Origin of the sequence: Aureibacter tunicatorum (assembly GCF_036492635.1) — a bacterium.
Lineage (GTDB): Bacteria > Bacteroidota > Bacteroidia > Cytophagales > Cyclobacteriaceae > Aureibacter > Aureibacter tunicatorum.
The window spans coordinates 79,833-96,891 of the sequence record NZ_AP025306.1; the positions used below are offsets into that span (position 1 = coordinate 79,833).

The following is a 17,059-nucleotide window of genomic DNA, read 5'->3' on the forward strand; positions in this document are numbered from 1 at the left end:
TGATGTATTTAAAATTTTACTTTATTGAAAAGTAGTAATAAGTATATGTTTAATTTAAAAAAGTATTGACTTTTTGCTTTTAGTGAATATCTGACTGTTGTTTTGAATAATTCAAACAGATCAGGATAAGAGCTGTTGCTAATTACATGATAGTGACGAAAGGAATAAATCTGGGAGTTTTAGTCAAGTGGTCAGCTCATCATATTGTTTGGTTGATCGCTGTTATGGGAATAGTAGCTTTTTTGTACAAACTGGGCATAATTCAGATTTCTTTGCCTTGGTTTCCCGTTTCTGTCGTTGGTACTGCGGTGGCGTTTTATGTTGGCTTTAAAAATAATCAATCATATGATCGCATGTGGGAAGCAAGAAAAGTGTGGGGTGGAATAGTTAATGATAGCAGAACATGGGGAATGGTCGTCGATGGATTTATATCAAATCTCTATACTGATGAATTGGTCTCGAATAGTGAAATTCAATTGATTAAACAAAGGTTGATTTACAGGCATATTGCTTGGCTTTACGCACATAGAAGCCAGTTGCTATTGCCAACGACTTGGGAACATGTAAGTCAAAGAGGCGCAATGGCGAGACATGCAAAAAATAGTCAGAGAAAATATGGAATAGGCTTGTATGGCGATGAAATAACTCAAACTGAATTGCGACATTATTTGACCGATGATGAGCATGACCGGTTGATAAATCAAGCAAACACCGCGGCTCAAATAATAAATGAACAATCCAGGGATTTGAGCAAGTTAAGAGAAAGAGGACTTATTGATGATTTTCGTCATTTGGAAATGACAAGGATATTGAGAAGCTTTTACGAGCTACAAGGAAAAAATGAGAGAATCAAGAAGTTTCCTTTTCCCCGACAGTATGCGAATATGAGTAGATATTTCATAGGCATATTCATTCTGTTATTGCCGCTTAGCATTATGCCCGAATTTATGAAATTGGGAGATTGGGGACTTGAGGTTGCTGTGTTTATCTCGGCATTGATTGCTTGGATTTATGTAATGATGGAGATTATAGGTGATTATTCCGAAAACCCGTTTCAAGGTATGGCAAACGATATCCCTATGATGTCTCTTTGCCGATCCATCGAAATCGATTTGAGACAAATGTTGAACGAATCGGATTTGCCGCCTGAGATAAAACCCAAAGGAGGAATATTAATGTAAAACTATCAAATGGCCTTGAGTTTGAGGTTTTGTTTTTCTTAGTATATTTCGGACTATACAAAATCTTTTAATATGGCGCTTACTTCTTCAAATGAGTTGGATAATACATTTTCAGCTCCTGATTTTAGCTTATTTGACACTATCTCAGGTCAGGTTTTAAGCTTAAATGGCCTTAAAGGTGATCAGGGAACAGTTATCATGTTTATATGCAATCATTGTCCTTTTGTAAAGCATGTAAATGCCGAGTTAGTTAACTTGGCGAATGAGTACATGGGTAAAGGAATTGGATTCATTGCGATTAGCAGCAATGATGTTGCTAATTATCCAATGGATTCTCCTGAGCAAATGAAGCTGATCGCTCAAGAGTATTCATATCCTTTTGCTTATCTCTACGATGAAACACAGGAAACCGCTAAAGCATACCATGCGGCATGCACGCCTGACTTTTATGTTTTTGATCAAGAGTTATTGCTTTATTATCATGGTCAATTGGATGACTCAAGGCCTGGAAATGATTTGCCAGTGACTGGACTGGATATGAGAAAAGCATTGGATGCATTGTTGCAAGGCAATTCTCCTTTGCCTAGTCAAAAGCCAAGCATTGGTTGCAATATTAAATGGAAAGATTGATAGAGGATGGTATAAAGTGGGAGACTTCTGTAGCTTTTAAATGGAGATATAATCTTTTTTAAGTGGCAGTATGTGAATTAAGTTAATCTGAAGCTTTGGGGCTAATTATTCAAAGCTTCTTTTGTTTTTTAAGCTTGGAAAATGTTTAGTTTTGTATTTTTAGTTAGATTATAAATAATGGTTTATGAAAATTGAGCTGGGCAAATTAGATCATCCATTAGTGATTGAGTTGTTGGAAGAACATATTAAAGATATGAGGTCAATATCTCCTCCTGAAAGCAAACATGCTTTGGATCTGGTAGGATTGAGTGCAGATGATATTTCATTTTGGACAATATGGAACGAACATGGAGAAGTAATGGGCTGCGGGGCTCTAAAAGCTTTGGACGATAAGCATGCTGAAATAAAGTCAATGAGGACGTCATTGAAATTCAGGTCTCAGGGAGTTGCGGCTTTCATGTTGGAACATCTTATTTCAGAAGCGAAAATGAAAGGGTTTGAATGCATTCAACTTGAGACAGGTGCGATGGATTTTTTCAAGCCAGCGCATCGTTTGTATGCTAAATATGGATTTGAGCAATGCGGGCCTTTCGCAAATTATAGAGAAGACCCACTAAGTTTGTTCATGTTGTTAAATTTAAACTAATTACTAGTAAAGTGAAAAGTTATTCAGGCTGTGAAATATAAAATTATTGCGTGATGCCAAATTAAGTTCTAAGTACATTCGAATGATTTATAGCTATTCTTAACTTAAGTCAAGATTGTTACTTTCATAATTTTCTTGAGGATTAATCTTGTCATAAAAAATGGCCAAAGCTGCTAGAGTAAAAGGTCCAATTACGATAATGCCAAAACCAAAAGTTATGGTAAGTAAAATAGCTGAAGCCAATCCGAAAACTAATAGAATTATAAATAGGGACATTTTATGACCCTTCATGATTTTAGAGCTTAGGCCTAAAGGTTTGAAACCGCCAATTTTTTTTTCAGCCACAAGGAAATAAGCTTGGGAAATATGCAAATGAAATAAGAATGCAATAATGAAGAAGATTAAAATGACAGCTAGCGGAGCCCCATTGAAAAGCAAATGGTAAAGTTCTTCGGGTTCTATATTTTCCAAGCTAGCTAAATCTGTGTAAGGCATTAAAGATATGATTAAGAACCCTCCAAAGATTAAACTTCCCAAAAATACAATAAGTATTATCGCCAGATAAGTCCACATGCTGGGAAGGAAGAGATCAAATCCTTTGAAAAGGAGACTGATGCTGGGGTTTTGATTTCGAATTAGGGCAAGATTGAAAATGCAAAGCCCAACAGCTAAAGGCCCGCTAAGAGCTAACGAAGCAATATTTCCTATCACTGGTATCGCTTGCATTCCTAAGGTAATAATAAGGTATACTAGAAATGCCGCAATGGCTATCCCCCATTTTCCGTCTAATGATTTTTTGGTCTCTTTGAAAATTTCCGATACGCTCATGATAACCTTATTTAAGAAATAATTATTCAATTTGAATGATTAAAGATTATCAAATTCTTTGCCTTGAATGTAATAAGAAAAGAAAAAAGGCCTACTAAAAAATAGAAGGCCTCTGTGATATTATGATGTTTTAGCTTTAAGCAATTACTTCAGCAAATTCATTTTTTGGGTTGATCTTATCATAAAATATGGCAAGAGCAGATAGCGAAAATGGAGCGACAAGCAATAATCCTAGACCGAAAGTAATTATCGTTAGTATGGTTCCTGCAATTCCCATAATAAGAAATAGTCCGAACAGTTTTAACTTGTAGCCATTCATGATTCTAGAGCTCTCTTTAAGTGCTTGAAAGCCACTAAGATTTTCTTCAGCTACTAAATAATACGCTTGAGAAACATGAAGTTGAAATATAGTAGCTAAAATAAAAGTAACTAGCAATGAACCAGAAAATGCTCCAGAAGTCATAAGATTAAGTATAGCATCAGGCTGCGCAGAGTCTAAATTTGAGAACAAGCTAAATACCGAGCTTGCTCCAGTAATAAACAAAACGGTTCCCATTATAGCTAGAAATACAATAGCTATGGCAAATATTGCTAAATATGTCAAAAGACTTTCTTTGAACTTATTAAAGCCCTCAAACAAAAGTTCAAGCTTGAGTTCGTCATTTCTAACAAGCGCCAAATAGAAAACGCAAAGTCCTACGGAAAGAGGTCCGCTTAGAATAATTGAGGCTAAAGAACCTATGAATGGAACCATTTGCATACCAAAAGTAATCAATAGAAAAACGACAAAAGCTCCTATGGCAAGTCCCCATTTTCCTTGCATAGCTTGTTTTGTTTCATCAAAAATAGATGTAATACTCATAATTAAAAATTGTAATATTATTGTAAAATTTTGTTGATAGCGAATTTACTTAAAATTGGTGGAATATTGAAAATTTATTATCGATTAAGTATAAAATAGTTCTGAGATTAACAATGATTATTGGTTTTTTGAATTTTTAGTTTGACTTCCATCTGTTGTGGGACCATAGCCAATAGGCAGGTTCTTTTCTAATCAAATTTTCAATTTCTTTATAATAATTGAGCAGTAATTCGTGTTCTGTATTCAGGTTGTTTGATGTTGATGCCAGCTCTTTGAATTCGTATTCATAATGATGTCTTCTTACCTTTTTTATTTCGATAAAAAACACAGGACAGTTTTTCTTCAAAGCTATTTTTTCAGCGCCAATTTGTATGGCAGTTTTTCTTGAGAAGAAATCGATGAAGTGCTTTGAAGAGTTTTTTGAGGGGCTTTGATCTGCCAATAAGAGAAAAGCTTTGGGCTTGTTACCGTTGTTTGTGAAAACTGACCTGTAGAATGATTTTTTTGGAATCAGTTTAGTGTGGTGTTTTTCTCTGATATATTTGATTAATTTATTAAAAAAAGGGTTGGATAAAGGTTGGTAAGCTATGTTGACCTCATGTTTTAACACTAATGGCAATATGGTTAGGTTTTCCCAATTACCATAATGAGGCGCAAGGATAACAATATCTTGATTTAATTTATAAAGCTCATTGATTCTGTCTTCATTTTTAAAGGTGGCATAGTGATGAATTTTTGATTTAGGGCAGAATAACATCATGAATGGCTCTACAAGCAAATCGCACATGTGCTTATAATAACGTTTTGAAATTTGTCTGATTTGCCAATCAGTTTTATTTGGGAAACAATATTTGAGGTTTCTTTCAATCGTGGATTTTCTGTAATTAAAAATTCCGAAGATTAAGACTAATATTAATTCCGATATAAATGAAAAAAACAAGCGTGTGGTGAATATCATAAACTTAAGCATTTTAGCATCTATAAGCACCTCCAAAAGGTGTGAGTGTGATTATAGTAAATTGTGGAAATTTGTTTGTTATAGTTTTGATCAACAAAATGCTGTTTTCCCCTATCGCTTATTTATTTTTTTATTGAATGGAATTTGCATGGTGTTTGATAATATATTTATTGCTTTTCATTTAGGAACAGTGAAATATTCAAAATAATTTTAAAGCAGTGCTTTTTGTGTTCTTATAATTAGTTTGTATTGATTTATTTTAATTTTTGTATACTCATGCTTGCTTTATTTTTAATAATCCTCTGTTCTTAATAAGTTCTCCTATGCTTTTTTGAATATTTGACTGTTATTAATTTCTATTATTTGTTAAATATGTTGTTTGAAAAGTTTAAAAAATGAGTAAAAACTTATTCATTTAATACTCAAGCCTGTTTTTAATCTTTATTGATCAGAAAATATTTTTAATAATTGACTGGTTTGATTCTTTTAGTGAAATTCAATTAGTTCGAAATTATAATCTTGAGCTTTTTTATTTGAATTTGGTACTCTTGTCGTCTCTTACTTAGCGTTATTGCATTAAAAAGATGAAAGCAGTCGTTTGTAAAGGCTATGGAAATGCGGATATGCTGAAAGTAATGAACGTATCCATTCCAGAGATTTCTGATAATGATATTTTAGTGAAAGTGCATGCCACATCTATTACTTCTGCGCATTGCATGATGAGAAAGGGGCAACCTTATTTTTCTAGATTGTTCACTGGCTTTTTCAAGCCAACACAACCTATTCTAGGGACTGATTTTGCAGGAGAAATTGTAAGGGTAGGGAAAAGTGTTGAGACTTTTAAGGTAGGAGATAAGGTGTTTGGTCCGACTGATTTGAATGGTGGGGCTTATTCTGAATTTGTTAAGGTAAAGGAAACAAGCACTGTGTTTAATATTCCTGAAGGTATAGATTGTATTTCAGCCACGGGTATAATTGATGGAGGAATGACAGCTATCGCATTTTTTGAAAAATATAGAAACGAAAATTCAAAAAGAATATTGATCAATGGCGCTTCAGGTAGCATAGGGGCGTCTTCTGTGCAATTGGCAAAATATTTTGGAATGCATGTGACTGCCGTATGTAGCCAAAATAATGTAGCATGGGTAAAAAAATTAGGAGCTGATGATGTTGTGGATTATACTAAATGCGATGTCATGAAGTTGAATTGTTCTTTTGATCTTATATTCGACACTGTGGGCAAGTTGAATTTCAGCAAATCAAAATCAATTCTATCGGGAAATGGAATATTTTTAACACCTGTTTTGAGCTTGAATGCAGTTGGTAAAATGCTTTTTTCTAATAATTTCAGTAGACAAAAACTATTTTTTGAAGCAACTGGACTGAAAAGCGAAGTTGAAAAACGAAAAGACTTTGAGTTTTTATGCTTTTTGTTGCGAGAAAATAAATTGACAACGGTTATTGACAGGGTATATTCTTTGGAGGAAGTCAGCGATGCTCACAAGTATGTAGAGTTAGGTCATAAAAAAGGAAATGTTGTTCTTAAGCTTTAGTAATAATGAGTTAGACCTTGATTTTAATTTTATACTTGTCAAGCAATCCGTGGAGATTGTTTTGAGAGAATGAGCATTCTTGAATATCATTGTTTTCAGGGTCTATATTGAAATTAAAGGCAGTTGATAAATCGGCTTTTTTAAGTTTAGTATTTTCAAAAATTGAGTTTAATAAATTGCAGTGGTCAAATGATGAGCTTTCCAGATCAGTGTGTCCTAGATCAACATTTTTCATGCTGCAATTTTCGAATGTAGTATTTTTCATTTTTTGACTATAAAAGGATGCAAAGTCCAATATGCAATCTTTGAAATTCACACTAAAAAATAAAGATGCGCATTTTTCAAATGAGACGCCTAAGAGTTTACAGTTTGTAAAATGAATGCCATTTAGCATGCATTCTGTAAGGAAACAATTGGAAAAATTCGAATTTAGGAAGCTGCAATCTATGAATCGATACTCCGAAAAGTTAAATTCTTCAAAATCGCAATTTTCAAATTGGCAACTTTCATAGGTTCCTTTTCCTAGTGCTTTATTGATGTTGTTGAATTGATGATCTTCTATATGAGTGGAATTCATTGTATTGAATAATAAGAATTAAAATGTTTGAATATATTTACTAATGTATAACAGAAATGGGTTTAGCCCAAAGTTATAAAAGTTAAACTCAACTTAGAGGAGTATTGGTCGAAGTTTTTGTGGATATATTTTCTTGATTTTATTGCTTCTTTGCCAGCAGAACGTAATTTTGTGTGCTAATGATGACCATTTAGGGGAGCGATTTGATGAAAAGAGAATATTTGTTGGCTGCTTTAGCCCTTGTTGCTAGCTTATATATATACACTTTGTATAGAAGTGAAGCTACAGTTGTCAATCATGTCTTTTCAATTTTGGGTTTTGATGAAGGGAAGAAATTCTTGATGAATTTTAAAATGCCCCTGAATGATTGGTTGGTTTATAGCTTGCCCGGAGGCTTGTGGGTTTTTGCAGTTACTATAATATCCAAAGGTTTATTTCTGAATATTATGGAGATAAAACTTAAAGTTTGTTATTTGCCTATAGTTTATGCTGTGATATTGGAATTTTTGCAATTGTCAGGGATTACTAATGGAACATTTGATTATAATGATATTGTCGCAACTTTAATGTTTGGCGGCATGGCTTTATTATTAAAAGGAAAACCAAAAGAAGTACTGATTTTCTCTACCTTGGACTTGAGAACAATTACTACAATTGGAGGCTATTTTATTGTATTTTTGTCTGATACCATTGGGTGAATTATTCTCTTTCGCCTAGTTCCGTGAAAATTTTTCGAGCCAACCTTCTGGGATCTGATTTATAATAGCTGAAGTCTTTAAGTTTTATGCCTGTGGCAAGCAATAATTCTTTGATTTTCTCAAAATCTGTTTCAGCTAATGGGCTGTCAATATTGCTTATCAAATTGAATATTTCTCCGATAAGTCTTTGTCTATGCTCAATTTTTTTTGCGGATGTTTTTTCTTGGTCACCGAATCCCATATTTCTGAGTTTTTGCTTTTTCTTTCTGTACCAAGGTTTGAATTTTTGTTCAACAATTACTCCCCCGTGGATCAATTGACCTGCTACAGCGCTTGGTCCGCCTAAATCCAGCAAGCTGCCAATAATATTTATAGAGTCTTCGGCGACAATGCCCGACATTCTTTCAACTCTTTTTTTGTTGAGATATTTCATTTCTCTTACAGTCCAATATGCTCTAGCATTGGCTTGAGTGTGGGTATGTGATTGAAATAATTCAGGGCTTGACAAAGAGCTTGCAGTATCAAGGTCAGTAGGAGAAAGTTCTGGCTTGAAAGCCATTTGTTCCAGTACTAATGGGTTTGTTCTTCCCTCATCAAAGAGTTCGTCAAAGTCTTGATCTTCCATCATGATTTCTTTCATTCCAGATTTTTGCTTGTCCATAGAATGAAAAAATTCAACGGCTTCGGATAGCTTGTAAGAGTGAAATGCTAAATAGGCTATATTTAGACCTAAGCCAATTAGAGGGGTTGAGCTAGAGGCTTGGGAAGTCGCTTGACCTCCAGATGTATTGGCAAGTTTTTTCGAAATATCGATAAGCTTTGCTGTTATTTCTTTTAAGCCCATAATGACATGCACGGAATCACTTATGTAATCACGTCGTTTGGTTTTGGCGATTGATGTGAGTTTTTGTGCTTTGCGGGCTAGTTTGTACAAGCTTCTTAGGTAAGTTAATAAATTGGCAGGGTTAAATGGACTAGGTGCCATCATTTCAGGAGTGGCAGTTACGCTGGGTGTCATTCCTGTGATTCTGTCAAATAGGATGCGTGTTCTTTCAAGATCGGGATCGTCATAAGATGTGTGGGATGCATTAACCGCTTCTTGATATGTTGAAGGGTTGGAATCCATGTGGGCTTTAAGATCCCAAAGTTGAGCTTGAAGTTCTGGATCATTAGGGGTGTGACCTGGTAGTAAATATTCTAAGTTGTCTCTAAAACTATAGCCTTGTCCTTCTAATTCTCTAAAATGTTGATTCAAAAGCGGTGTCGTAATATCCGAATCATACGAATCTTCGTCTTCGCTGGATGAATCGGTTGATTGCAATTGAGGGAATCTAGAAGGAGCGGCTTGATATTCACTTTCAAATGCAAAGCTAACAGGAGGCTCTTTAAGAAAATACAGTGAAGACCTTCGGTTGACAACTTCTGCCCCAATTGTGTCTTTTGCGATGGGGCTGGCGTGGGATAATAGGCCAGTGCTTGCTTCATGGTCTGTTCCTTGAATTTTTCTGGAGAATTTGGGAGAAATACGACTTATGAATTTTTCCATCTGAGCTTTAAAAGGCAAACGAGAGGCTGATGATTGAGGCAAATGCTCAGTGGATTTTGAAGCCCTTAATGTAGTCAAGTCGCTATCAGGGGCCAAGTGCAACATGCTTGAATGTCTTTTAATAGGAGCGTCAGGGAGTAATTTTTCCGTGTCGTCGTCGAAGTCCGTGTAGTTTTCTTCGAAACTCAGATCTCCTGTGCTGTTGCCTTTTATTCCCATGGATGGTGTTTGTAAAAAATGGGATGGTCTTCTTGAGTCGCTTGCAGGAGGCATAATACTGGCACCTGTTCCAATAGTGTTTAAAGAACTGAATGACCTGCTTCGCTTTTTCTCCTCCTTCTTATCTTTCTTCCTTAGTGGCATTTTGGAACAGTCTTTTCAAAGAAACATGAAATTATTTCCAGTGTTTTTAGTTTTTTGAAAACCTAGTATGGTTTTTGATATGTTTACATTTATTCTTTAAAAAAATATGGAAAAACTAATCTACCGAATTTACCAATTGACAATGTGGCTGTTAGGAAAAATGCCCATGTATTTAATCTATTTTTTCTCGAGTGTTCTGAATTTCTTTCTAAGCAAAATACTTCGGTATAGAAAAAAAATGGTGACAAATCATTTAAGTTCTTCTTTTCCAGAAATGAGCGATGAGGAGAGGAAGGAAGTTTCAAGTAAATTTTATCAAAGCATGAGTGACATTTTCATAGAAAGTATGAAAGGGCCTTCATTGTCGTATGAAGAAATTATGGAAAGGTTTAAAGTGGTTAATCCGGAAGTCGCAAATAGGATTTTGGATGAGGGTAGAAGCGTAGTGATGGTTAGCTCTCATCAGGGTAATTGGGAATGGGGTGCATTATGCATTAGCAAATGGCTGTCATCACTTCCTGTGATATTATATAAAAGAATGAGCAACAAATATATTGATGAGGATTTTAGAAAGGTTCGAGCTCAATGGGGAACGGAGATGTGTCCAAGCGATGATGCTAAAGATGGATTAACTAAACAACGAGAAAAACCTGTCGCTTATATACTTATATCCGATCAATCACCAGTACGTCCTCAAAAAGCCTTTTGGGTGAATTTTTTTAATAAACCAACAGGTTTTGTGCATGGTTTTGAAATGCAGGCGAGAAGGTACAATCATCCCGTTATATTTTTCGATATGCTTAGAGTGAAAAAAGGCTATTATGAGATGCGATTAAAATTGATTACAGAAAATCCAAAAGAATATAAGTCGGGCCAATTGACTGCTTTGTATGCCAAACATTTGGAGGATTGTATTAAAGAGCATCCTGAACAATGGCTTTGGACACATAATAGATGGAAGAAATTGATGCCAGAAGGTAAAAAATTAGTAGAAATCGAGGAGACTGAATTCGCATGTGAATGATTTTTGAATAGCTATAAGATGGTATCAAAGATTAATATTTGAATAATGGAACAACCCTATGCGAGTATAGAAGAAAAATTGGCTCAAATAAAAGAAGCCAATTCTTCCGACCAAAAGAAGACTATTTTAATTATTGGCGCTGGAATTGCTGGATTAGTGACTGCCTACGAATTGGGGAACTTAGGTCATGAAGTTTGCGTTTTGGAAGGTTCTGGCAGGCTTGGAGGAAGAGTCTTTACTCACCATTTTTCAAATGGACAATATGGAGAGTTGGGTGCTATGAGAGTGCCTAAGTCCCATGATTATACCAGACATTATATTAATCGATTAGGTCTGAAAATGAGACCTTTTATCATTGAGGATAAAAATCAAAACAACAAGCTGGACTTGTTTGGTACTGTAAGTAGCATCAAAGACAGTTATGAAAAAATATTCTCAAATCTTTCCCTAAACCCTGTAGAGAAAAAACTCATTGAAACAGATGGTATCGGAGCTATATATTATCATTCAGTCAAAAGATTGTTGGAGCAATTGTCGGAAGAAGATATACGGCATGTATTTGATTTGAATGCTCAAAAAGACGCTGTTTCTTATTTGGATAAAATGTCATTTTTGGAGCATATGCATCAAGAAGGACTCAGCGACGATGCGATTAAATTGATAGGCTCTTATATCAGCATGAATGATTATTGGCATAAGAATATGATCAATTTTGTCGTTGATGACATTTTGGATGCATTCAATGGGCTGGAAGAAATTGTTGGAGGTACCTCGATGCTTCCTTTATTGTTGAGCATGCAGGTTTTGCCAGATGGGAAACAATTAAAAGACAAGATTTATTTCAATACTGAAGTTACAGCAATAAATAATAGAGAGGATTCTGTTCAGCTTATTCTGAAAAAAAATGGCAAGCTTTATCAAAGAAATTTTGATCAAGTGGTTTGCACAGTTCCATTTTCTGTGCTTAGAGGAATTCATTTGAATGGGAACATTTCTCAAGAGAAGAAAGAAGCGATTTATAATATGGGATATCACTCATCAACTAAGTTGTTATTGAATTGCAAGAAAAGGTTTTGGGAATCAGAAGATGAGATTTTTGGAGGGGCAAGCTTTTCAGATCTGATATACAGACAACTATATTACCCTTCTGATAATGCCAGTTATAAAAGCAGTATGATTAGCAAAGGCCCAGGAGTATTGCTAGCTAGTTATACATGGGAAGAGTCAGCAAGAAGGTTGGCTTCGTTTCCATTGAAAGACAGAACAAACATTGTTGTGGATAAGATTAAAAGGATACATCCAAATATTGGAGATTTTATAGATGTTGACGAGCCTAGCGCTAGTATGGTATGGGATCAATATAAATGGTCTTCTGGGGCATTCGCAACCCATAATCCAAGAGAAGTCTCTTCTGTTTTTCCAGTAGCGAAATCTCCCGAAGGTAGGTTGTTTTTTGCTGGAGAACATTTGTCTCCTTTTAGAGGGTGGATGCAAGGGGCTATTTACTCTGCTTTGGATACATGTTGTGAACTTTTGAGAAAGTAACATTTTCGGATAGGGAAACGACTAATTTGGATAATGAAGAGTCCATCCATTTTATACCTTTAAGTGAATAAAGGCTAAAGTGGAGTGAGAAGATTAGGATTAATATTGATTCTACAGTTTGTTATTACTATATATTCGACAGCTCAATCGAATACACAGATATGGATGGACCTTGTTGGAAGGAAACCTGTCAGTGACAAATTGTCTGTAAGTGGTTTGTTGGGAAGCAGGTATTATTTTGATGAATATGCTTGGCGATCTCACTTTTATGCTTCTATGAGATACTCTTTCAATGATGTTTGGACTGGAGAAGGAGGTGTGAAATTTGTTGAGTATTATGGAGTTCTTGATGATAGAGTAGAAGTTAGGCCTTGGCAAGGATTTACAGTAGATACAAAGATTAATAATAATTTTGTGATCAAGCACAATCCAAGAGTAGAGGAAAGGTTTTATTTTGAGGGAGATAGTTTTGATTTTAACGTAAGGTTGAGATACGGCTTGTCTTCAAAATTTGATCTTTGGAATCCTAATGGAGTGCAGGCGCTTAGGATGCCGGTTGGATTTGAGCTGTTGTATGACCTGGGTAAAAACAATAAACTTTGGCATGATCAAGCACGCTATCAAATGGGTTTGGAATATTTGTGCAATGAAAAATTGCAGTTCAATTTCAACCTTAGAGTTTTGAGCAATATCTCCAAGTATGAAAATGAATTGGTCAAAGATAAGTCTGTGGTTTCCCAATTCAAGGCAGTTTATATCATTAAATAGATTTGATCAACCTACGCATAGAAAATCTTTGCCTTCAATTTTGCCTTTAGTTTTTAGAAAAGCTCTAATTTCATTTCTTTTTCCTCTATTAGAGACATAACTCAATATAAACGGGAGTTGAGCATAGTCTGCCGAGTTGTAATTGTAGCAGGGTATTCCGTTTATTTCTTTTGATTTAAAATCAATAAAAGATTTAACAGTTATCCCATGGTCAGTTAGCATATTGAGCCTTTGCCTGCTTTTTCTTCCTGCTCCCCAGATACAGACAGAGTTTATGTTTTTTGATTTTAAATGATTCGCGAGGTATTTGGATTTGATTTTGAAAAATGAATCTATAGAATAGCGGTCATCAGTACGTGTTAACCGTTCTTCAGAATCAACCCAATGATGCAAAGTTTGAGGAGTTTTTTCTATGATGACTCCATTGCTTAGCCATCTTAGCCAAAGCTCATAGTCTTCAGGAAAGTCACCGTCCAGATACCAACCATGACTTTCTGGTACATGCCGGCGTATCATTACGCTTGGATTGACGATTGGAGATTCGATGAATTGATTAAGTAAAATATCTTCATAGCTTGTGATATTATTAAGCCAATCAACATACTGTTTGAATCCTTCTGCTTCAATATTTCCTTCAAATTTGATTTTTGAAGATACCACATCGCAATGCTTGTTTGTTAATAAGTATTCTTTTTGAATTTTGAGCCGATTGATATCCATAATGTCATCAGCATCCATTCTGACTAGGAATTCGCCTTTTGCTTCTGCCATGCCTCGATTTGATGCATAAACCACACCTTGTCTTTTTTCTTCGATGATTTTTATTCTTGAGTCTTCTTTTGCGAATTTATTTGCGATTTGACGGCTTGCTTGATCGGCATTGTTATTCACAAGAATGAGTTCAAAGTTTTTTTCAGTTTGATTTAAAATGCTTTTTATGCAAGTGTTGAATTTTGCTTTGGGTTGGTAGAATGGAATGACTATGGATATTAAGTGCATGCGGAAGTTTGGTTGTCAATAATTGAATTGCAAATTTATTAAAAACTTATTAAGAATTTCATAAATGCATATCTGGTTAGGATTAAAATTATCTGTAACAATTATATGTGTGTATTTTTATTTTTTATATAAATATTTGGGGCTAGTGATATAATTTTTTCTTTTTATCATTTTGACGAGTTGGATTGTTTTTTTGAATTTTTAATTGAAATAAAATTTTTTAATAATTTTATTAATACATTATTATCTTAAATAGCTCATTTGTGATATTATATTTTTTTTATTTTATATTTTTTGAAATTAAATTTTGCATGTTAAGCTTGAATTAATAATTTCTGTTTTCAATTATAGTGATATAGAGTAAAATAATGCACATGAAGAAAACAATACTAAGTATCGTATCAGCGATGATTTTGGGTGGCGGATCTTTGATAGCACAAGATAGGCCATCCATGGATGGATGTAAAGTGGATGAGCTTAATAATCAAATTGTAGAGGCGCATGGGGGATATAATGTTCCTGAGTCGACTTCAGCTAGAGCGAAGGCTGCAAAATATAGAATCCCAGTCGTATTTCACGTTTATGGAACATCTTTTAATGGCAGAACCGTTAATGATGACATAATCAAAGGAGCACTTAAAAGTGCTAACGATGACTTCCAAGGGCTAAATGATGATTATAATGATGTTGATCCTTATTTTCGAGATAGAAGGGATAAAATGGATATAACATTTGAGCTAGCTAGGTTTGATGAAGATGGTAATCCCACAACAGGTATAGTTTATTACCCTACTAAGAGTGGATATGGTAATGGTGACGGGTATGATGCTCAAATCGCAGCGGATGCTTGGGACAATTACAAGTATATGAATGTCTATATTCAGAATGATTTATATAATGACGGAACAACAAATAACTCTGGTGTAGCTTGGTATCCAAATGATTGGATGTCAGATAATAACTTGGCGAGAGTTGTATATAATGGTGCATATTTAGGTTCAAACACAGATAAGGAATTTGCTTCTGTTTTAACTCATGAATTTGGTCATTATTTAAATTTAGCTCACACTTTTTCTGGAGGTTGTGTATCAGGAGGAACGACAGCTGGAGATTATGTAGCTGATACACCACCGACATCTGGTAGCTTGGGCTGTAGAAATGCGACGAACTGTTTTGGTGAACTGACAAATGGCGAAAATTACATGGATTATAATGTGGATTGCTATTATATGTTTACACAAGGTCAGGTTAGCAGAATGATTAACGCTTTGAATAGTGATTCTCGAAGAACATTGTGGACTGATGAAAATGTTCAAGCAACACTAGTAGGAGGACCGACCCTAAGTTTTGATGTAAATACAATAATTGAAGAGCCTAATTCTAATGATGGAAGCTTTGCTCAGCCTACTATTAATGTAAGCTTGCAAGATATGGAGTTTGTGAAAAATTCTGGAAATCTAGTGAGTGGTACAGATTTTACTGTTAGCAATTTGCCGCAAGGTTTGGGTATTTCGGTTAACCTTACAAATAATACAACTGCAGTTGTTAATATTACTGGAAATGCTGCAAGTCATGAAGCTTCAGATAATGGGCAATTTACAATAGAGTTTGCTCAGAGTGCTGTGACAAATTATGACATTTCAGCAGAAGTGCATGGTCTAACTCAGACGGTTGCTTTGGATTTTATGGATCCATTTAAGATAATACATACAGCAGTGAATGAAACTGTGAATGCGAATAACACTTTTTATAAGTTTTATTTTGATAGTAGCATGGAAGATGGCCCTGTAGGTAATGCTGGTAATGGGGATAATAAAGGTTTTGGTTTTTGGTTGACAGGTCAAGGAGTATTACACCTTGAAACGTATGGAAATCCAGCTGTAGCTAATCAAAACACGGCTAATGTAAAGCTTTTAAATTACAATGATGATATCGGGCCAAATACTGCAGGTTGGAAAAACGGCGGTGCTTGGGATTCGAATGATTATCACGTTATTAATTCAACGACTTACACTGCATGGAGAGGTCAAACTAAGTACATTGGAGTAGAGTTCGGCATGAATGGAGAAAGATATTATGGTTGGATTCAATTGAGTGTAAATGGCGGAGGAACTACATTTAATATTGTGGATTACGCATATTACACTAAGCCTAATACAAAGATCAAAGCTGGAATTACGGAAGTAACGTTAGCTGAACAAACTATTACTTTTGATCCGATTGATTCTCCTTTGCTAGTAGGTGGTGCTAATGTTGCAATGAATGCTACAGCTACTTCTGGATTGACAGTGACTTTCACGAGTAGCAACCCTAATGTATTGCGTGTTAATGGAAATCAATTGGAGATTGTTGGAGTTGGCCAAGCTACAATTACGGCATCTCAAGCTGGAGATGATACTTGGGAAGCTGCTACTTCTGTTACTCAAACAATCACTGTTGAGCAAGAAAGCATATTAGGAACACCACAGGTTTTAGGATTGTCAGTTTATCCGAATCCAAATTCAGGTGTTTTCACAGTAAGAGCTTCAGAGGAAATTTTAAGTGTGAAAGTTGTTGATTTAGCAGGTAGGGTAATTAAAGAGATAAATAATGCTTCAAGCAAGATTGAAATTGATTTAAGCTCTTCGATTAATGGAGTTTATAATGTAGTGATCGTATCAGCTACAGGAACATCAGTTAATAAGATTATAGTTAGATAGTTTGTTTTAAGATTGACAAGTGGGAAATCATTTGACAATTTGTTTAAGCAGCAAAGTTATTTCTTTGCTGTTTTTTTTATGTATTAATTTTTCTTTTTTCAAATGATTTTGATTTTATATTATCTTTTAAGTGTAAGAGATTTATAATAAAATACATTTATTTGTATTTATTATATTTTAAT

At 34.8% G+C, this 17,059-nt stretch carries 15 protein-coding genes; 9 read left to right on the top strand and 6 right to left on the bottom strand.

The genetic code is table 11. From position 1 onward, the window contains the following. Nucleotides 1-146 precede the first annotated feature (146 nt). The 3 genes from AABK36_RS20455 (at nucleotide 147) to AABK36_RS20465 (ending at nucleotide 2,457) form a co-directional block, all read left to right on the top strand. Nucleotides 147-1,181, top strand: a complete 1,035-nt coding sequence (locus AABK36_RS20455) for a bestrophin family protein (protein ID WP_309940608.1) — start codon at nucleotides 147-149, stop codon at nucleotides 1,179-1,181. A gap of 72 nt (nucleotides 1,182-1,253) precedes the next feature. Continuing rightward, entirely contained in the window at nucleotides 1,254-1,811 is a 558-nt protein-coding gene (locus AABK36_RS20460) for a thioredoxin family protein (RefSeq protein ID WP_309940606.1), read from the top strand. Nucleotides 1,812-1,995: 184 nt separating this feature from the next. Continuing rightward, on the top strand, nucleotides 1,996-2,457 hold the full coding sequence (locus tag AABK36_RS20465) for a GNAT family N-acetyltransferase (protein ID WP_309940603.1): 462 nt from the start codon (nucleotides 1,996-1,998) through the stop codon (nucleotides 2,455-2,457). Between the two features lie 99 nt (nucleotides 2,458-2,556). On the opposite strand, the gene AABK36_RS20470 is transcribed toward AABK36_RS20465, so the two are convergent. From AABK36_RS20470 to AABK36_RS20480, 3 genes are all read right to left on the bottom strand, one after another. Beyond that, the gene (locus AABK36_RS20470; protein ID WP_309940601.1) at nucleotides 2,557-3,285 is read right to left on the bottom strand and encodes a DUF975 family protein; all 729 of its coding nucleotides are present in this window, start codon (nucleotides 3,283-3,285) and stop codon (nucleotides 2,557-2,559) included. 136 nt (nucleotides 3,286-3,421) lie between these two features. Next, nucleotides 3,422-4,147 (bottom strand): DUF975 family protein, encoded by a 726-nt coding sequence (locus tag AABK36_RS20475; RefSeq protein WP_309940599.1) that lies wholly within the window; start codon nucleotides 4,145-4,147, stop codon nucleotides 3,422-3,424. 136 nt (nucleotides 4,148-4,283) lie between these two features. Then, nucleotides 4,284-5,117, bottom strand: a complete 834-nt coding sequence (locus AABK36_RS20480; protein ID WP_338390340.1) for a lysophospholipid acyltransferase family protein — start codon at nucleotides 5,115-5,117, stop codon at nucleotides 4,284-4,286. A gap of 572 nt (nucleotides 5,118-5,689) precedes the next feature. Between AABK36_RS20480 and AABK36_RS20485 the strand changes: the two genes are divergently transcribed. Then, the gene (locus AABK36_RS20485; RefSeq protein WP_309940596.1) at nucleotides 5,690-6,658 is read left to right on the top strand and encodes an NAD(P)-dependent alcohol dehydrogenase; all 969 of its coding nucleotides are present in this window, start codon (nucleotides 5,690-5,692) and stop codon (nucleotides 6,656-6,658) included. Between the two features lie 10 nt (nucleotides 6,659-6,668). Here AABK36_RS20485 and AABK36_RS20490 read toward each other — a convergent pair whose 3' ends face one another. Beyond that, nucleotides 6,669-7,235, bottom strand: a complete 567-nt coding sequence (locus tag AABK36_RS20490; protein WP_338390341.1) for a pentapeptide repeat-containing protein — start codon at nucleotides 7,233-7,235, stop codon at nucleotides 6,669-6,671. Between the two features lie 206 nt (nucleotides 7,236-7,441). On the opposite strand from AABK36_RS20490, the gene AABK36_RS20495 reads away from it, so the two are divergent. After that, nucleotides 7,442-7,933 carry a hypothetical protein gene (locus tag AABK36_RS20495; RefSeq protein ID WP_309940594.1) on the top strand — a complete coding sequence of 164 codons (492 nt, stop codon included), beginning with the start codon at nucleotides 7,442-7,444 and terminating at the stop codon, nucleotides 7,931-7,933. Nucleotide 7,934: 1 nt separating this feature from the next. Here the strand turns inward: AABK36_RS20495 and AABK36_RS20500 are convergent, their stop codons facing one another. After that, the gene (locus AABK36_RS20500; RefSeq protein WP_309940593.1) at nucleotides 7,935-9,842 is read right to left on the bottom strand and encodes a hypothetical protein; all 1,908 of its coding nucleotides are present in this window, start codon (nucleotides 9,840-9,842) and stop codon (nucleotides 7,935-7,937) included. Nucleotides 9,843-9,948: 106 nt separating this feature from the next. Between AABK36_RS20500 and AABK36_RS20505 the strand changes: the two genes are divergently transcribed. The 3 genes from AABK36_RS20505 to AABK36_RS20515 all read left to right on the top strand — a co-directional run bounded on the left by AABK36_RS20505 (nucleotide 9,949) and on the right by AABK36_RS20515 (nucleotide 13,179). After that, nucleotides 9,949-10,866: a lysophospholipid acyltransferase family protein gene (locus tag AABK36_RS20505; protein WP_309940591.1), complete on the top strand. Its 918-nt coding sequence runs from the start codon at nucleotides 9,949-9,951 to the stop codon at nucleotides 10,864-10,866. A 45-nt stretch (nucleotides 10,867-10,911) separates the two neighbouring features. Continuing rightward, nucleotides 10,912-12,411: a flavin monoamine oxidase family protein gene (locus AABK36_RS20510; RefSeq protein ID WP_309940590.1), complete on the top strand. Its 1,500-nt coding sequence runs from the start codon at nucleotides 10,912-10,914 to the stop codon at nucleotides 12,409-12,411. Nucleotides 12,412-12,495: 84 nt separating this feature from the next. Beyond that, entirely contained in the window at nucleotides 12,496-13,179 is a 684-nt protein-coding gene (locus AABK36_RS20515) for a DUF2490 domain-containing protein (protein WP_309940589.1), read from the top strand. A 6-nt stretch (nucleotides 13,180-13,185) separates the two neighbouring features. On the opposite strand, the gene AABK36_RS20520 is transcribed toward AABK36_RS20515, so the two are convergent. Beyond that, nucleotides 13,186-14,178, bottom strand: a complete 993-nt coding sequence (locus AABK36_RS20520) for a glycosyltransferase family 2 protein (RefSeq protein ID WP_309940588.1) — start codon at nucleotides 14,176-14,178, stop codon at nucleotides 13,186-13,188. A 374-nt stretch (nucleotides 14,179-14,552) separates the two neighbouring features. Between AABK36_RS20520 and AABK36_RS20525 the strand changes: the two genes are divergently transcribed. Next, on the top strand, nucleotides 14,553-16,877 hold the full coding sequence (locus tag AABK36_RS20525) for a zinc-dependent metalloprotease (RefSeq protein ID WP_309940586.1): 2,325 nt from the start codon (nucleotides 14,553-14,555) through the stop codon (nucleotides 16,875-16,877). Nucleotides 16,878-17,059: the final 182 nt, after the last annotated feature.